The sequence below is a fragment of the Mucilaginibacter gilvus genome (assembly GCF_004054195.1).
GTDB lineage: Bacteria > Bacteroidota > Bacteroidia > Sphingobacteriales > Sphingobacteriaceae > Mucilaginibacter > Mucilaginibacter gilvus.
This window is the reverse complement of the sequence record NZ_SBIW01000002.1, coordinates 620,908-636,709: the sequence shown is the minus strand read 5'-3', so window position 1 is coordinate 636,709 and position 15,802 is coordinate 620,908. Positions and strand designations below refer to the sequence as shown.

The following is a 15,802-nucleotide window of genomic DNA, read 5'->3' as shown; positions in this document are numbered from 1 at the left end:
GGTGGTCAATTTGGCCCGGAATGCCTGGTCAGTTTGCCCCGGAATGGGGTGGTCAATTTGACGCGGAATCACTGGTCACATTCCGCCGGAATCAGGTGGTCAATATCAGCGGTATATCCAATAATACATCATGCCGCCTATTTTAGAATAAGTGAGTGTGCCGTTAAGACGTAAGTTCTGTAAGGTGCCGGGCGATATACCTAACAGCTTTCTTACTTCGTTGCTTTTCAGCCATTCTTTGTTTTGCGGTTTTGCATTGCCGCTGAATGCGTCTTTCAGTTCCTGTACAAGTTCTGCCTTGAACTGTTTTAGGTCTTCTTTAGTTAAAATCTCTACTTGCATCTGTACTCCGTTTTTGGTTAACGGGACGAATGTAAATTGCGAGATAGCTGATCTCATGACCATCGGTTTCCGATGGTCATGTATAAGAGGCGAACAAGATGATTATTATAAAGCCTAAATAATTGATATAAAGCAAATTACTTTCTCGTGCAGAAAACGAGGCGAAAACTGGCTGAAATAAATGAGAAATGAATGATTAAGCTTTATTGCTGTTCTTGACGCCTTTTTTTGGGGTGTCCGATACTATCTTAAACAGCTTATTCTCGGCAGGAACTTTAGTCCCCTTGACTCCTATATCGTCTTGTTTATCGGAGAAATAATTCTTGGCAGTCTCTATGGGTATGTCTTTGCCGTCAATGGAAAAGTATTTGCTGATCATTTTATAATAGGGCGTCTTATGATCGCAGCGAAGCAGCCGCCGGTTAGCGGGTAATTGCAGGTCACGAAGTTGCTGAATTAGATCAACGACTGTAGGCAAATGGCCTTCCTCTATTCTAATCTTTTGTACCACATCATAGTCTTTCATTTCGTTAATTTGCTTTTCTAATACTGCGATGTGTTTTTGCAGCCTTGCGATGGTTGCGTCCTTTTCTGTATAAACCTCAAGTTGTGGACGAACGGCCCATTCGTCAATCGAATTCAAGTAATCGACAAATGTCCGTAATTGCACTTTTTGAATATTAGTTCGCTCATGCTTGGTTTTCGATCCGGGTTTATCTTCTTTAATTAATGCTGCAATGCCATCGTTGATAACGTCTCTCAGGTGCTTGTAGAATTCAATCTCTTGAGATCCTGCATTTACCTTTAAAAAATGATCCAGGTGATATTTGTAAAATGCTTCAAATTCATTTTCCTTACGTTCATATAAGTTATTCAGGAAATGGCGGTCATAATGGCCCCGCCACCAGGAAAAGGGCATGCCTATATCGAACGGATGTTCGCGTTTTTTAAAGCGGGCAAGAGGTTTGAAATATTCTTTCATGAGGATACATAATTGATCAACATGAACAAAGATGATAAAATTTAGATTATGCCAAATAACCCGATGACTTGTAATTAATACTTGTATGTTGACTAATATTAGCTTTCGCTAACTTTTATAGATACCATTAACTCCCAAAATATATGAGTGATGAATTTAACGATAATGTTCAGTTATCCTTTATTGATAGCACAAAATGTATAGTTTGATATTTCAAGGATATTCCATCATTTTTTTAATAATTGAATCAGTTGGCCTGTTAATACTTTGATTCGAGCCCAGTTTGGGGAAGTAAGGATTGAGCAGATTGCGAAGCTATTCATATTAGCATAACAGCTACAGTAATGACGTTGGCTTACATGATGGCTTTACCTGTCTTTCCAGTTTTCTGACCATTTTATTCCCCTTCGGGAGCATGATTAAAAGTCAATCTTTAGTATTAGGTGAACTTTACTACAGATAATTGTTTGTCGAAAAAAATGTCAAGAATTCGAAAGGAATTGCTACAAACTCGCAAGTGTTTTTTATTCTATTGATGTTTATTTGTGATGGTTATAATACTGGTAACTTAATACTTTCACCGGCATTGCCTCAGTATCAACAAACAACATTTAAAACACCTATTACTATGAAAACATTCATCAAACCACTGGTTTATGTCATTGGGATATGCACAACCTTGTTATTAAGTAATTGCCAAAAAAAAGATACTGGCCCGAAACCGATTCCGCCTGTTGACAGCACCAAAGTACAGGCCATGTACCCGGCTACACAGACGAAAAGCAATGGAGGTGTGGCATATACTTACAAATACGAATATGATAAAGGTAATAACCTTGTAAAATATTCCCGGACCGACAATGTTGTTACATATAACATAAGTTCGAGCCAGGTAGATATACACGTCAATGAGTACGCCTCGTCTAACCAAGCACTCATACATACCAGCACCACCAGTTTTGTTTATAATTTAGCAGGGCTACCCGATAGTCCTGTTAACATTTACACTACTGCGCCAACCCAGGTTACCTGGACTTACTTTGATAAAGATGAGCCAAACGGACCTGTCAAAAGTAGGCCGGGAGATTTATGGCAGTTTTTGAATAATCAAGATGGCTTGCCTGTAAATGCGATCACCGCTGACGGCGGGGGCTTCCGTTATGATTACACTTACAACGATAAAGGTAACCTTGCATATGCCGGATTTGTACGCCTGTCCGGTATCCGAGTTGGTGAAATGTATGAACGTATAAGCTTTACCTCTTTTGATGACAAACATTCACCTTTTTCGGCAATTAAGGCTTATTGGGAAGCATCATATCCTCAAGGTGCTACCTGGGAATACGCACTGGCATATTGTAAAAATAACCCTAAACAAATACTTACTGAAATTTACGATGTTACCAAAAACGGTTTTGTTAAATACCAACAAGATGATTTGACCTATGTGTATAATGACAAGGGTTACCCTATGCAGATTACGATAAATACCACTTATTTTAACGCTACCTCAACCCATTACACGACAACTTATAACTATACTTATAAATAAGGAAAATGGTCGGCAAGCAATTCGTTATGTGAGCGTATTCGTAATTATATTGTCGTGATTTCAGAAAAAATCAAAAACCCATACCGGACGATCCGTCTGCGGTGCTAAACACTTACTTGCAACTAAGCAAAACGGAATACAAAAAACCAGCTAATTTACCTGTTTTCGGTACCTGTTTTGGCTTTACTGCTGGGTTTCGGTGTAGGCTATGTGAACTGGCAATGGTATTTTCAGGCCTGGCGTGCAAATACGCTGCTTATGATCGCGGGCCCTGCAAATCTCCGGATTGAAAATAATTTGCTAAACCACATAAAACCAGGCTGCTCATTTACCAATATCAAATCTTGACAAGATTGTCAAATTAAATTTCGTGAATTGTATACTGCGGAATAGCTCTTACTTCAGGATTATCCGCATTGGCTCGCCAACTGTACAAATCATGTGGCGAATGTTCATATAACTCAACTGTCTTAATTTGCGTTTCCTGTAGTCGTTTTAATTAGTCGAATCGGAATTTTACTCTATTATGAAAAGAAAACAATTTATCAATGGTATTTCCGCAATTGCAGCCGCAATAACACTTCCATTAAATAGTATTGCCGGGGCATTCAACAAATTGCGTGAACAGAAAGGTTATAAGATTGCCTCAGGAAAAGATCGTGCGGAAAAGCCGATGCATTTGTTTGAGGGCGACACCTTTTATACCAAGGTGGCAAGTGCTGACACCGATGGAGATATGTATGTGTATGAATCGACAAGGGTAAAAAAAGGAGGCCCTAATCTTCACGTGCACCCCGATCAGGATGAGTGGTGGTATATTATAGAAGGTGAATTCAAGATCAAGGTAGGCGACAATCTATATGAAGTAAAGGCCGGTGACAGCGTTTTCGGCCCAAGGGGAGTACCACATGCCTTCACTAAAGTAGCCGGTGAGGGTGTCGGCCGCATGCTCACTACTTTTCAGCCGGCTGGTAATTTGGAAGCTTATTCCCTGGCGCTGAGCAACGGCGTTATGAAAGGCAAAACCGAAGCAGAAAGGATGAATTCAAGAAAAACCATGGATTTATAGCTATGGGGCCGCCATTGGATTATCTTAAGAAATTTTGATATCTTGCTGTCAGGCTAAATGTTTGTATATACCTACTCATGGCATATGTGTTCAAATAAATCAATTCCAATCTTTTTGCTGATTTGTGTTTGGTTATGCAACTGCACCCAGCTTAGGGCTCAGGATACAATTACGATCAGCGGTAAAAACTTTGGCAAGTTTCACGAGATCTCGCTAAGGGATAAAAGCTGGTTATTCCATCCCGAACCTGTTAGAGGTGGTGGAGAGCCGGCGCTCGGCTTATTCGGCTGGCAACCCCTTCATTTTACCGGTTTCGGCAAAGCAACGCTGCCTGCAGGCTGGCATGGGATCGGCTGGTTCGCCATATGGCTTAAAGCCGGTCCGGAGCTGGCTAACCGAAAGCTTGGCCTACGGATTAACCATGACGGCGCTTCTGAAATGTTTATCGATGGTAAACCAATAGGCGGATATGGGAAATTGGGACGCTCCGCACAGGAAATGGAAGCCGTCAGGGCACCATGGGACCTGACGCCGTTGTGGTTCAGTGACGGGCGACCGCATCTGTTAACTATTCACTATGCCAATCACATCGGGGTTTATCCCGATTTTTACGGATTTGAGGTATTATTAGTAGATTATCAACCCTTCGCGCAGCGCATGCGTCATAAACTAATACTTTACCAGTTTGCACCCATATGCGCTGCTGCCGGGCTCATTCTCGGCCTGCTCCATTTGTTATTGTTTTTCTTTTACCCGCAGCGAAAGCTTAATCTTTACTATGCGGTTTACGTTATACTTACTGGCATTAACGGCATCGTTATTTACGAATATTATTTCACAAGCTACCCGACTGTGCAATATTTCGCCGATTTTATGACCTGTTTTATTAAGGTATCGCTCCTCTGGTCCGGACTGATGCTGCTCTATATGCTTGATTACGGACGGGTCCCACGATGGCGGTTCCTTACTTTGTCAGCAATAGCCTTAAGTTACATCATTTCATACTTGATCAGGTTTTATATTTTCCCCGGTCAAAGCTGGCCGGATGGCTTTTCTATCGTCTTTTTTGTTTGCAATATTGATGGCTTTATTTCGGTGTATCACCTTATCTGCAAAAAACGGCGAAGTGCCTGGCTCGTTGCGGCGGGCGTATCAGCAGTTACCCTCTCTTATTTTTTTGCATTAGACGACACCTTCCATGTATGGTCATATGGCAATAACGCTATGCGGGTATTTACGTTGAGCATAGGTGACCTGATACTGCCTGTGTGCTTGTCGCTCTACCTGGCGCTCGACTTTTCCAAAACCACTCAAAGCCTTGCCGCCCGGCTCAAAGAGGTGGAAATTTTATCAGCCGCAGCCCTATCCCTGGAAAGTGAAAAAAGGGAAATGGCATCAGCGGAGGCCAGGAAACTTGAGTTAATGGTGCAGCAGCGCACCGCAGAACTAAAAGAAAAAGCGGAAAAACTGCACGAACTGGATGCTGCTAAATTTCGCCTGTTCACCAATATCGCGCACGAATTCCGGACGCCGCTTACATTGATTATCAACCCTGCGCGCGAACTGCTGGCCGACGCGAATAACCCGAATACCGAAAATTATCACAAGCTCATTTTAGGCAATGCCGAACGCCTGCTTCAGCTGATCAATCAATTGATGGAATTAAGTAAGCTGGAACATGGTTTAATGGAACTGTCCCTGTTGCCACTTGATTTGGTAGCGCTGATCTACGATCACCTGCAAAACTTTGAAACACTTGTTGTGCAAAAAGGTATTTCCCTGCACTTCCGTTGCAGTCACAAGCAATTATGGGTACTGGCAGACAGGGAAAAGCTGGATAAGATTTTCCTGAACATCATCTCCAATGCGGTGAAGTTTACGGATACCGGGCGTGTGGACGTTTTTCTGCAACAGAACGAACATGGCGAAGATAGCTTTACCATACAGGTACGAGATACGGGAAAAGGCATACCGCAATCAAAACTACCGCATATTTTCACCCGCTTCTATCAGGTGGACCCTGCCGCAAGTTACGTACCGGAAGGAAGCGGAATTGGCCTGGCAATAGCAAAAGAACTTGTGGAGTTGATGGACGGGCAAATATTGGTAAAAAGTTGGGAAGGAGCCTACACAGAAATCACCGTATTATTAACTCTCCCGCGGGCTACTGCTCCCGAAACTGAGGATGAAGAAGGCCTTATCTTAAACGATGAAAATGCCCGGTACGCCTTAGGTGAGGATGACGACAGGCCGGTTATCCTTTTTGTGGAGGATCACCTGGAGTTACGCGATTTTGTAAGAAGGCTATTAGCGGATCGTTATCGCGTTTATACGGCTACCAACGGCACCGAAGGTATAGCGCTTGGTATGGAATTGGTACCGGCGCTGATCATTACAGATGTGATGATGCCAGGGCAGGACGGCTACCAGTTATGTAGAGCTTTTAAAGAAGAGCCCCGTACCAGTCATATCCCTGTTGTGATGCTTACTGCCAAAGCAGATTCAGGCCACCGCCTGTTGGGTATTGAAACCGGTGCAGATGCCTACCTGGGCAAACCGTTTGATAAGCGGGAATTGATGGCCACGGCCAATAACCTGATCATTCTTAGCCGCCAGCGGCGTGACGCTGCGGGAACGAAAAATCGCTGGCTTAACGACCCAGCCTATTTACCTTCTATAGAACAAGCATTTATGAAAAAAATACAGTTGGCCGTAGAAAAACATCTTGATGATGCCGGCTACGGAACCGACCAACTGGCTACAGAAATAGGCCTGAGCCGCATACAGCTTCATCGCAAGCTTAAAGCGGTTATAGGTACAGCGCCGGGAGAACTGATACGGGTTATTCGCCTTCAATACGCCCATGCCTTGTTACAAAACCGCACTGCTACCGTTGCTGAAGTTGCCTACCAGGTAGGTTTTAGTAACCCGGCCAGTTTTTCCGCCAGCTTTTCACGGCATTTTGGTTTTCCTCCTAAAATGGTAACAGCAAATCCGGGAAATGCAGGTAATTAACAGAATAGCTGAAGTAACCGAAGTTAGTGCTAACCAAAGAGCGAGATGGTATTGAACCTAATAAAAGCTGACCGTAGGCATTCTAAAGACTGGTTATGCGCGCCTCCTATTTTATTCCCTTTTCCAGCTTGGCGTTTTGCCCGGCAAGTATCTTCCAAACGCCGTCGCGCTTAATCAGGATGATTGTTCTGCGAAACTCAAACGTTTGGCCGGGAAAACGTTCATCGCCATCCAAACCGGTACGCACATGCGAAATAGCGACATCAGGATGCGTGTAGATAACATCCTCCACCGCGCGGGTATAATAATGAGTAGCCTTGAAATAGGTTTCATGTACCTGCTTATAATGTAATTGGATATCGTCCCGCCCTTTATAGTAGGCGCCAAACCAATTTACCCATGTGGCATCGGCTGTATAGTTATCAGCCAGTCCTTTTGGATCGTGCCGGTTCCACGCATCCTCATAATTTTTGATGAGCTGCCTTATCGCTGTGTTTTCTTTTGTGGTATCCGCTTGCTGGCTGTGGGCTTTAATGCCAAGCAGCATGCACGCACCCAAAACAACGAATTTAAAATAGTTGATTTTCATGGTATAATGTTATAGGTGATAGTTCAATTGTCAATTCGTTTTGATAGTTATGGGATTGTGTTTTGCGGCCTCTGGATCGATAATGGTATTTTGTCCAGCAGATAATAACCATATGCCACTTTTCTTCTTATAGACCAACATTAATAAATTGTCCGTTTCGGGCGTTCTATTATTACCGCGATCGATTCCGTCTGGTGGAAAAAGAGAACCAACATGACAAACTAAATTTGCAATGGCAACATCACCCGTTAGAAAACGGATGTTTAAGCTTTTTTGTGAAAAAGGAACTCCATTAAAGAAAACATCAAAAGTGCTTTGGTGTGCCATTTTTACATCTTTTCTTCCTTTCCACCACATACCTACAATGTTTACCCATTCAACATCTTCAGTTGTATATAGGTCCATGTTTTTAAACTCATGAGTATTCCAATCAGAAATCATACGGGTAACTTGGGTTTCAATTGATTTTTCATCACTTTGAGCATAACAAAATAAGCTACTCATCAATAAAAGAGCGGTAAGTGTTAATTTTAAATTTGGCATTTATTTAATTTTCAATTATTTTGATGTTGCCCCGTCAAGTCCTTCAAATACAAAAAGCAGGCTCTATAGTATTCTGGCTACACGAAAACCCACCCCGCCACTGCGATAATTGTCTATAGTAAATCCACGCCCTGGAGCCCAATTACGAAATCCTGAACGAATCATCTGTGGGGGATCTCCCCAATCACCGCCGCGTACCATCCTGCTATCACAGGATCTTTTTCCATTCATAAAAGAATACCTGCCGGTCATCTTTAATATAACATCAGTTTTGTAAGCAGAGCCATCGGCCGGTACGTCAGAAAGCGAAGCTGAAAAGCAGTCCTCAACATATTGCAACACATTTCCCTGCATATCATATAACCCGAATTCATTTGGTGGAAACGATCCTACAGGCGAAGTACACATCCATTTGTCACGCTTTGAGATCATTCCTGTCCAGCCAGAATCAGCACCGTAATTAGCAAACTCATGACTGGCCGCCGTTCCCCACGGATAAGCTGTAGTGGTACCTGCTCTTGCAGCATATTCCCATTCAGCTTCAGTTAATAAGCGGTAAGTGTATCCTGTTTTTTTGCTTAACCATTTTACGTAATCCTGTGCATCGTTCCATGTTATGCAAACAACCGGGTGAGTGCTATCTTGTGTGAAACCAAGATTGCGCCAGGATGCGTTAGGGTTATCGTCCCAATCTTTTCGAGTCGTGTCCTTAAAACCACTAAATGCACAGCCGCCCATTACCGGGCGACTCGTGGCTTTTACGAAAGCTTGCCATTGCCCCAGTGTTACATCAAACTTGGCCGCCGCAAATTGCCCGACACTCACACTCTTCTGCGGTCCTTCTACAACAGAATGCCCATCTTCGTTCTCCGGGCTACCCATAGTAAATTTACCTGCAGGTATCACTACCATAACCGGACAATTAAAACAATCTTTAAAGGATTGTCCCGGCTTGAGTTTTTGTTGGGCAAGGGCAGTAATTGTGATGAAATTAGTAGAAAGTATTAGCAGGGCTACAGCTAAAATGTTCAATCTGCTTAAAAAGGACCTTATATCGCAGTTAATAGATATTTGCTCATTTTTTTTTGGCCATTGGGAATATGGGACTATTTTTTTACAGGTAGCGTTGTTTCGAAATTGTTTCATTACTGGTAGGGTTTTAAGCTTAATCATATGGCTTTAGACTGCCTAAAAAATGATAAAGCAAATTTAAGTCTTCAGTTTTGATTTATTATTAACTGTAATTTTAGAACGCAAATAAACATTATATTAAAAAAAAACACGTACGAGTTTGTTGCAAATCCTTTCGATTTTGTTTCATTTTTTTCGTTCAGGAACTATAAAGCCAGAAACTATAAATAATAGTTAAAATATGCAGATTCTTTGATTCACTTTAGAAATAGGTTGAAGATTGTTTGATACGCTTTGAAAACCTATGTTTCTATAGAATTGAATAGCGGCAGCCCTTGCTGCAGCGGAGTAAAGCATATTGCCATTTGCGGATCAGCTATAGGTCTGCGACAAAAGAGGAAAACAAAAAAAAGCTTACCATCGTTGTGAAATAACCGATTTATTAGTCAATAACCAAGTGGTTCGAATTATCTCCAGGTCTGGGGACAAAGGGGCTGTATCATAAATGGTGCAGCCTCGTTTCATGCTTTTGTTTGACGATGCCATATACAAAATGCCGTTAAAAACCGATTATAATAAGTGTCAATAACAAGATGGTTAATTCCATTACTTACCTGTTATCTTGCATCAGGAGTTGTATTGACATTAATGTGGCTATTTTATGATATAAACCGATTTTTCGCTTTTAGAGGTTAATACGGCGTTTTCACTGGATAAATATCTGGATGCTGTTATCAGGAAATTTGAGGCGTTAGACATGCAGGTGTCTGTCAAAGAAACACAAAAAACCAATCAGAACAATATTGAATCTGCGTTTTTAGAATCTGACACAGTTTGGAAGGAGTGACGTCCCAAAACGGTCTGGATCAAAACCTAATATCAAGGTCTAACTTAAAGTCGATACCGAACTGCCGCTGGATTGTTTTTCAGTCAGGTTGTGACAAAAAGGGTTAGAGGCACTTTAAACAAAAAAACTGTCAGAACAAACTAACAGGCTTTTCTTGTGGTCAAGACTTTGTGTTTATCCAACCATTCCCTTTGATTCTAAAAGACAATTGCTATGCCAATTGCTTAACGCTGAAAAATTTACAAACTTAAAATGAGTTTTTTAGTGATTGTGTTAGCTTTTCATCCGAGCTAACGCCGGCGGTCGGAAATCATTTCCATCGGGCGTATCAATTGAAACCGATTTGGATAATTTCAATGCAGACGATGACATGCTCTGGTTGAACCTTGTTATTTTCATCTCTTAAATAAGCTACCCGCTTGGTTGGCAAGATCAAGCCACCAAACTGTTGATGGTCATAAACATAGTGTGTAACCGGAACTGAACCCAAAATGTCTGCAAAATAATCATGCCGTCTTAAATGGCCGTATTTGTCAAAATAGAAGAATTGCACCTTGCTGTGGGTCACGATGTGATCAGGGAAAGTAACTTCCAGGCAACGCCATTGCTCATCATTTTCAGTATGCGATTCAACCTCTTTGGCCTTGAACCCTGAAAGATCAAAGTTAAAGGGCATAGTCAAATAGTTCCAGATCGCATATCCAATGAAATATAAAAGATCCAGCATATCCCATTGGGATGAAGGTCCGTGATTGTTAAATGATTCCTTTGGATTACGGCGCTCTTGCAAGATTTTACCGTCCGTTGATTGAAGAACAACCTGATTCGGCTCAAAGATACCTTTTAAATTAATTCCCGTAAAGGGGAAGAAGCAGGCCTTTTGTTCATGGCAAGATAAATGCAGGTGAAGATCATCCAAAATCCCACCCACGCCTTTAGCGGGCCACAACCGGCCTGAAATGCTCATGTGCACAGACATCTTTTCTTTTTTTTTCCAAGTGGCCGTCCCCACATTTGCGGCCAGAACAAATTTCAATAAATCATTTTCCATTAACAGTTGAATTGATAAAAATTTACATCAACGATACTCGTTATAATTTCAATAACACAACGAAGTTATTACATTTAGGATTTATATTTGTTGCTGATATACTCCAGTATATCGACAGGAACATGGGACAGTGCAAAGAATTGATAACCCCAGAATGTGTAAAGGATATGAAATATCTTCAAGATACACTTTACGTTATCAGCGGTAAATGGAAAATGCTGATCATTATTTCTTTACATAATGGAAGCAGGCACTACCGCGAAATTGCGAGAACCCTACCCAATATTACTTTTCGAATGCTTTCTAAAGAACTTAGAGAACTGGAGCAAAATAAGTTGATTACACGTGCGGTCTATGATGAAGCTTCTTTAAAGATCGAATACAATATCACAGCCTATTGCCAAAGCTTAATCCCGTTGATCTCTGAGATGATAAAATGGGGCAAAGCGCACCGGAAAGTAATTTGGCCAAGGCCGTTTTGAAATTTTGTCAAAAATTGCCTGGCAATATGCCCAGCATGTTGCCGCAGATGAGGACAAGATGCTGGAGTCGCCGGACTTTACAACGATAGATAGTGAAAAGGTGAAAGCCATCGTAGATCAGCTCAATGAAAAGCTGGCCACAAAAGACAACATCGACAAAAAGATCAAGCGAAGCTGAAGTATATCACCAAAGGTTATCCTGAAAGCATCGCTAAATACGAACAGCAGGAAGCGATGCTGATGGAAAGGAACAGCTATTGCAAAACAGACCCCGATGCCACATGCTGAACGGCCAGTTAAAGCCGGGGTATAAAGAACCAACATTCGGAAATATCAAACAAGACCACGGTTTCAGAGGGTTACTGCTCCGGGTAAGGAAAAAGTCGAGATTGAATGGGGACTGATCGCAATTGCACAAAACTTAAGAAAGAAAGCGGCTTAAAAAGCTTTTTTATTGACTTGTTTCTCACTCGGAAATCACTTTATCCCATTTTTAGGGTGAAATATTTCTCACATCAGCAAAATAATAAATAAACAAAAAAGACCGCATCATTTGAATTATGATACGGCCTCTTACTATGATTGCATCTCTTACAATGTTTTAGAGTCAATTATTGTAAAATTCATAAATTACTGAAGAAATTGATTTGGGGCCAATATGGCGCATAATGGTTTTAAAGGGGTTTTACAATTGCTGGCACCAAAATAATACTACCCGTAGTTTTACGTTCTTCCAGATCAGCGTGTGCCTGGTTAGCATTTGACAAAGGATATATTAAAGGCTTTTTTAATTGGAATACTTTGTTTCGCACCAAGGAGAATATCTCGGGCAATGCTTTTCCTGACTTATCCTGGTAAGCCGGATAATGATTTAATACAGCCTGTACAAAGTTTATTTTTCTTTGCTCAATAAACGCAGTATTAATTTCTGGCATACCGGATGCCCAACCGTACAGCACCGCACTTCCACCCGGTTTAACCAACTCAAGCGACTTTTGAAATGTGGCAACGCCAATACTATCATAAAACACATCAATACCCTTGTCATCTGTAATTTTCTTTACCTTTTCAGCAAAGTTCTCGGCCGATATATCAATAACGAGATCAAAACCTCGCGTTAAGGCAAGATCTTTTTTAGCTACGCTGCCTACAGTACCAATTACAGTAGCACCAATAGATCTCGCCCATTCACTTAATAGAGTTCCAACACCGCCGGTCATGGCATGGATCAGCACAACTTCCCCTGCCTTCAACTCATGACTTTGTTTTAATAACATATGTGCAGTCATGCCTTTTATCATGATTGACGCAGCCTGTTCATATGATATATCGTCAGGAAGTTTAAAAATTTCTTTAGCAGGAAGGATTCATCTTTCGGAGTAAGCCCCATTTGAGCCGTAGTAAGCCACCCGGTCGCCCACCCCAAATTCTTTGACGCCATCACCGGTTTGTTCAACGATTCCTGCTGCTTCTAATCCGATCAGTGCCGGATACGCAGGCAGAGGGAAAGTACCGTTACGAAAGAAGACATCCAGAAAATTTACACCAATTGCTTTTTGGCTGATTAATACTTCTCCTTCTCCAGGTTGCGGAATTTCAGTATGTTCATATTTGAGTACCGCGGGTTTTCTTGGTTGTTCAATACGGACAATGCCGCTTGTTATTGTGTTCATCTGATTTGAATTTATGAATGCAAAGCTACCATGACTAGCTTCCCTTTCGGTATCACTTTCCCAAAGGGAAGTAGTCTCCTTCGGGGAAGTATTGTAATTTTGCAATATGGAAACAAAATCGGTTGACGGACAGATATCGGTAGATTGCTGGGAGCGATTAAGAGCGATCAACGATACAAAGGATATATTAAGCGGCAAATGGAAGGCTATGATCATCGCCTGTTTAGCTTCATTCGAAAAAAAGCGATATATGGAACTACATCGGTTATTGGCCGGTATCGGTACCAAAATGCTTTCGAAAGAATTGCAGGAATTAGAGATCAACGGTTTAATAACACGAACTGTAATGGACACTAAGCCGATTACCGTTGATTACGAGTTGACCAGCTATGGCCGTAGTTTAAAACCTATAATCGATGAAATGGCTTTGTGGGGAATGCATCATAGGGGAAAAATAATTGGTGAAATAACTAAAAAAAAATAATTGCATGGCATCGCGGCTATTTGCTCTGGTTTTTTAGAGGCTTTTTTCTTATGGGAAAATGGGCCGTGAAAAACATTGCTAATTTAGAAAAAGTGCCTATGAAAGGTGCTACGCTGATTTTTGGGGCATCGAAAGTCGGCTAATCAACCGTGGTATTACACGGATCTTCGCAATATGGTAAACAAGTTATCCGAATATTTTATTATTTATTTTACAGTCCAATATATTTCAAAATGGAAATCGTCATAGCCAAACAAGAACACTTAGAAATAATAAACCGAATAGCGAATGATACTTGGCCACATACTTTTGGCAGTATACTTTCTAAAGACCAGATAAGCTATATGCTCGACTGGATGTACAATCCGGATGCGTTAATGAGACAGACAATAGAACTCGGGCATCATTTTATTCTTGCGAGTGAAAATGGCGATTATTTTGGCTACGCGTCTTACGAGCTTAATTACAAACAACAAACTAAAACCAAAATTCACAAAATTTACATATTGCCGGGAAGCCAGGGGAAAGGTATCGGCCTACTATTAATGAACTATATTGAAAATGCTGCTCTGCAAGCTAAGAACATCTCACTATCCTTAAATGTCAACAAAGATAATTCAGCCGTGATATTTTATCAGCGTGTAGGGTTCGAAATTACAGGTCGGGAGGATATTGATATCGGTGATGGCTTCATTATGGAGGATATTGTGATGGTGAAACAAATAGGTTAGAAGCCAAAAAAACTAACCACACATATCCGGTACTTTTGCCAACGAACTCGAAGGTAACACGGAATAGAAAACAACTGGTTTTTCTATCTAATCATCGAAATTCATTGTTCTGGGCCAAACCCGCAATGGTCTGAGTTGCTACTCTCTATTTCAGCGATGTTCCGAGTACGAGGTACGCATTCATTAATTTAAGGAATACTAAGTCTCTTTGTGTAGGATATATAATTCCGCAAACGACTTGCTTATATTTGTACATGGACCTGCTGATTGAATCAATTCGACGTTACATTCCACTTTCTGAAGAGGATGAAGCGATCATTAAATCTTTGTTTCGCGAACAACAACTCGAGAAAGGCCAACATCTTCTGGAAGCTGGTAATGTCTGTAAAAATATCATTTGTATCGGGCTGGGGTTTGTTCGATATTATACGATAATTGATGGAGAGGAAAAAACGACCTATTTTAATAAGGAAGGTGAATTTGTATGCGACTATGCTAGTTTTCTGCCGCAAATGCCCTCACAGATCAATATTCAAGCGTTAGAAAACTGTCTGCTGTACACCATTAGCCATTCCAATATCCAGCTATTTTATGAACAGGTGAAGCATGGCGAAAAATTCGGACGGCTCGCCCTTGAAGAAGTCTATATCAACCTAATCAACCAGGTGCGTTCGCTTTATAATGATCCGCCCGAAATTCGCTACCAATTGTTTTTATCGAGGTTTCCTGACATTGGGCAACGCGTGCCACAATACTATATCGCCTCCTATGTCGGGATAAAGCCACAGTCATTAAGTCGCATCAGAAAACGGCTTACCGGAAAGCATTAATTAACCTTGGTGAATGGCTGCTTGTTTTATGTTAGAGACCTTTGTGTTATAAATAATTTATAACATGAAAATAAAAAATGAAATGGCCAATTGGGGCCCTCGCTCGGCATCCTATTGGATGACCTTGCTCATCGCAGCGGGAATTATTATTATCGGCGTTAGGTTTATGCTGGTTCCACGGACTGGTGCAGCGGGATTTGGAATTCCACTTTCCAGCAATTTAGACCTTGCCTTTGGCAGGATAAAAGGGATACGTGATATATTTTCAGGTTTGGCGCTTTTACCCTTGCTCTTTTTTAGAATGAAGAAGGCGACGGCATATGTTTTTACGGCCGCGATCATTGTCCCGGCTACAGATTGCCTGCTGGTTTATCTGAATAACGGGCCGATAATGTCACAGCTGATCCATGGAATAACAGTGGTTTATATGGCGATAACGAGTTATATACTGTTAAGGGATACAAAAAAAACTACAGCCTGA

The 15,802-nt window shown here is 41.4% G+C and carries 17 protein-coding genes and 1 pseudogene; 10 read left to right on the top strand and 8 right to left on the bottom strand.

The genetic code is table 11. From position 1 onward, the window contains the following. Positions 1–105 precede the first annotated feature (105 nt). On the bottom strand, positions 106–342 hold the full coding sequence (locus EPL05_RS06045; protein WP_128533045.1) for a helix-turn-helix domain-containing protein: 237 nt from the start codon (positions 340–342) through the stop codon (positions 106–108). Between the two features lie 196 nt (positions 343–538). Beyond that, positions 539–1,324, bottom strand: a complete 786-nt coding sequence (locus EPL05_RS06040; RefSeq protein ID WP_128533044.1) for a hypothetical protein — start codon at positions 1,322–1,324, stop codon at positions 539–541. A gap of 463 nt (positions 1,325–1,787) precedes the next feature. On the opposite strand from EPL05_RS06040, the gene EPL05_RS06035 reads away from it, so the two are divergent. The 3 genes from EPL05_RS06035 to EPL05_RS06025 all read left to right on the top strand — a co-directional run bounded on the left by EPL05_RS06035 (position 1,788) and on the right by EPL05_RS06025 (position 6,960). Further along, positions 1,788–2,876, top strand: coding sequence for a hypothetical protein (locus EPL05_RS06035; protein ID WP_128533043.1), 1,089 nt, complete (start codon positions 1,788–1,790; stop codon positions 2,874–2,876). A gap of 526 nt (positions 2,877–3,402) precedes the next feature. Continuing rightward, on the top strand, positions 3,403–3,945 hold the full coding sequence (locus EPL05_RS06030) for a cupin domain-containing protein (RefSeq protein ID WP_128533042.1): 543 nt from the start codon (positions 3,403–3,405) through the stop codon (positions 3,943–3,945). A 114-nt stretch (positions 3,946–4,059) separates the two neighbouring features. After that, on the top strand, positions 4,060–6,960 hold the full coding sequence (locus EPL05_RS06025) for a hybrid sensor histidine kinase/response regulator transcription factor (RefSeq protein WP_166727642.1): 2,901 nt from the start codon (positions 4,060–4,062) through the stop codon (positions 6,958–6,960). A 106-nt stretch (positions 6,961–7,066) separates the two neighbouring features. Here the strand turns inward: EPL05_RS06025 and EPL05_RS06020 are convergent, their stop codons facing one another. The 4 genes from EPL05_RS06020 to EPL05_RS06005 form a co-directional block, all read right to left on the bottom strand. Further along, the gene (locus tag EPL05_RS06020) at positions 7,067–7,549 is read right to left on the bottom strand and encodes a YybH family protein (protein WP_128533040.1); all 483 of its coding nucleotides are present in this window, start codon (positions 7,547–7,549) and stop codon (positions 7,067–7,069) included. Positions 7,550–7,579: 30 nt separating this feature from the next. Continuing rightward, positions 7,580–8,092 carry an SgcJ/EcaC family oxidoreductase gene (locus EPL05_RS06015; RefSeq protein ID WP_128533039.1) on the bottom strand — a complete coding sequence of 171 codons (513 nt, stop codon included), beginning with the start codon at positions 8,090–8,092 and terminating at the stop codon, positions 7,580–7,582. A gap of 63 nt (positions 8,093–8,155) precedes the next feature. After that, positions 8,156–9,238 carry a formylglycine-generating enzyme family protein gene (locus EPL05_RS06010; protein WP_166727641.1) on the bottom strand — a complete coding sequence of 361 codons (1,083 nt, stop codon included), beginning with the start codon at positions 9,236–9,238 and terminating at the stop codon, positions 8,156–8,158. Between the two features lie 1,160 nt (positions 9,239–10,398). After that, positions 10,399–11,121: a hypothetical protein gene (locus EPL05_RS06005; protein ID WP_128533037.1), complete on the bottom strand. Its 723-nt coding sequence runs from the start codon at positions 11,119–11,121 to the stop codon at positions 10,399–10,401. A gap of 167 nt (positions 11,122–11,288) precedes the next feature. Here EPL05_RS06005 and EPL05_RS06000 point away from each other — a divergent pair, with 167 nt between their 5' ends. The 3 genes and pseudogenes from EPL05_RS06000 to EPL05_RS24715 all read left to right on the top strand — a co-directional run. Beyond that, the gene (locus tag EPL05_RS06000; RefSeq protein ID WP_243837224.1) at positions 11,289–11,603 is read left to right on the top strand and encodes a winged helix-turn-helix transcriptional regulator; all 315 of its coding nucleotides are present in this window, start codon (positions 11,289–11,291) and stop codon (positions 11,601–11,603) included. A gap of 4 nt (positions 11,604–11,607) precedes the next feature. Then, complete coding sequence (locus tag EPL05_RS23905; protein ID WP_166727640.1) at positions 11,608–11,781, top strand: hypothetical protein; 174 nt, start codon at positions 11,608–11,610, stop codon at positions 11,779–11,781. Between the two features lie 136 nt (positions 11,782–11,917). After that, positions 11,918–12,045 (top strand): annotated as a pseudogene (locus EPL05_RS24715) (transposase); the annotation flags it as partial. 232 nt (positions 12,046–12,277) lie between these two features. On the opposite strand, the gene EPL05_RS24280 reads toward EPL05_RS24715, so the two are convergent. Then, positions 12,278–12,904: a zinc-binding dehydrogenase gene (locus EPL05_RS24280; RefSeq protein ID WP_243837223.1), complete on the bottom strand. Its 627-nt coding sequence runs from the start codon at positions 12,902–12,904 to the stop codon at positions 12,278–12,280. A gap of 66 nt (positions 12,905–12,970) precedes the next feature. Next, positions 12,971–13,276 carry an alcohol dehydrogenase catalytic domain-containing protein gene (locus EPL05_RS24275; protein ID WP_243837222.1) on the bottom strand — a complete coding sequence of 102 codons (306 nt, stop codon included), beginning with the start codon at positions 13,274–13,276 and terminating at the stop codon, positions 12,971–12,973. A 106-nt stretch (positions 13,277–13,382) separates the two neighbouring features. On the opposite strand from EPL05_RS24275, the gene EPL05_RS05990 reads away from it, so the two are divergent. The 4 genes from EPL05_RS05990 to EPL05_RS05975 all read left to right on the top strand — a co-directional run bounded on the left by EPL05_RS05990 (position 13,383) and on the right by EPL05_RS05975 (position 15,802). Then, complete coding sequence (locus EPL05_RS05990; RefSeq protein ID WP_128533036.1) at positions 13,383–13,760, top strand: winged helix-turn-helix transcriptional regulator; 378 nt, start codon at positions 13,383–13,385, stop codon at positions 13,758–13,760. Between the two features lie 233 nt (positions 13,761–13,993). Continuing rightward, a complete protein-coding gene (locus tag EPL05_RS05985) occupies positions 13,994–14,491 on the top strand; it encodes a GNAT family N-acetyltransferase (RefSeq protein WP_128533035.1) in 498 nt (165 codons plus the stop codon). 254 nt (positions 14,492–14,745) lie between these two features. Further along, on the top strand, positions 14,746–15,321 hold the full coding sequence (locus EPL05_RS05980) for a Crp/Fnr family transcriptional regulator (RefSeq protein ID WP_128533034.1): 576 nt from the start codon (positions 14,746–14,748) through the stop codon (positions 15,319–15,321). A gap of 64 nt (positions 15,322–15,385) precedes the next feature. After that, entirely contained in the window at positions 15,386–15,802 is a 417-nt protein-coding gene (locus EPL05_RS05975) for a DUF4267 domain-containing protein (RefSeq protein ID WP_128533033.1), read from the top strand.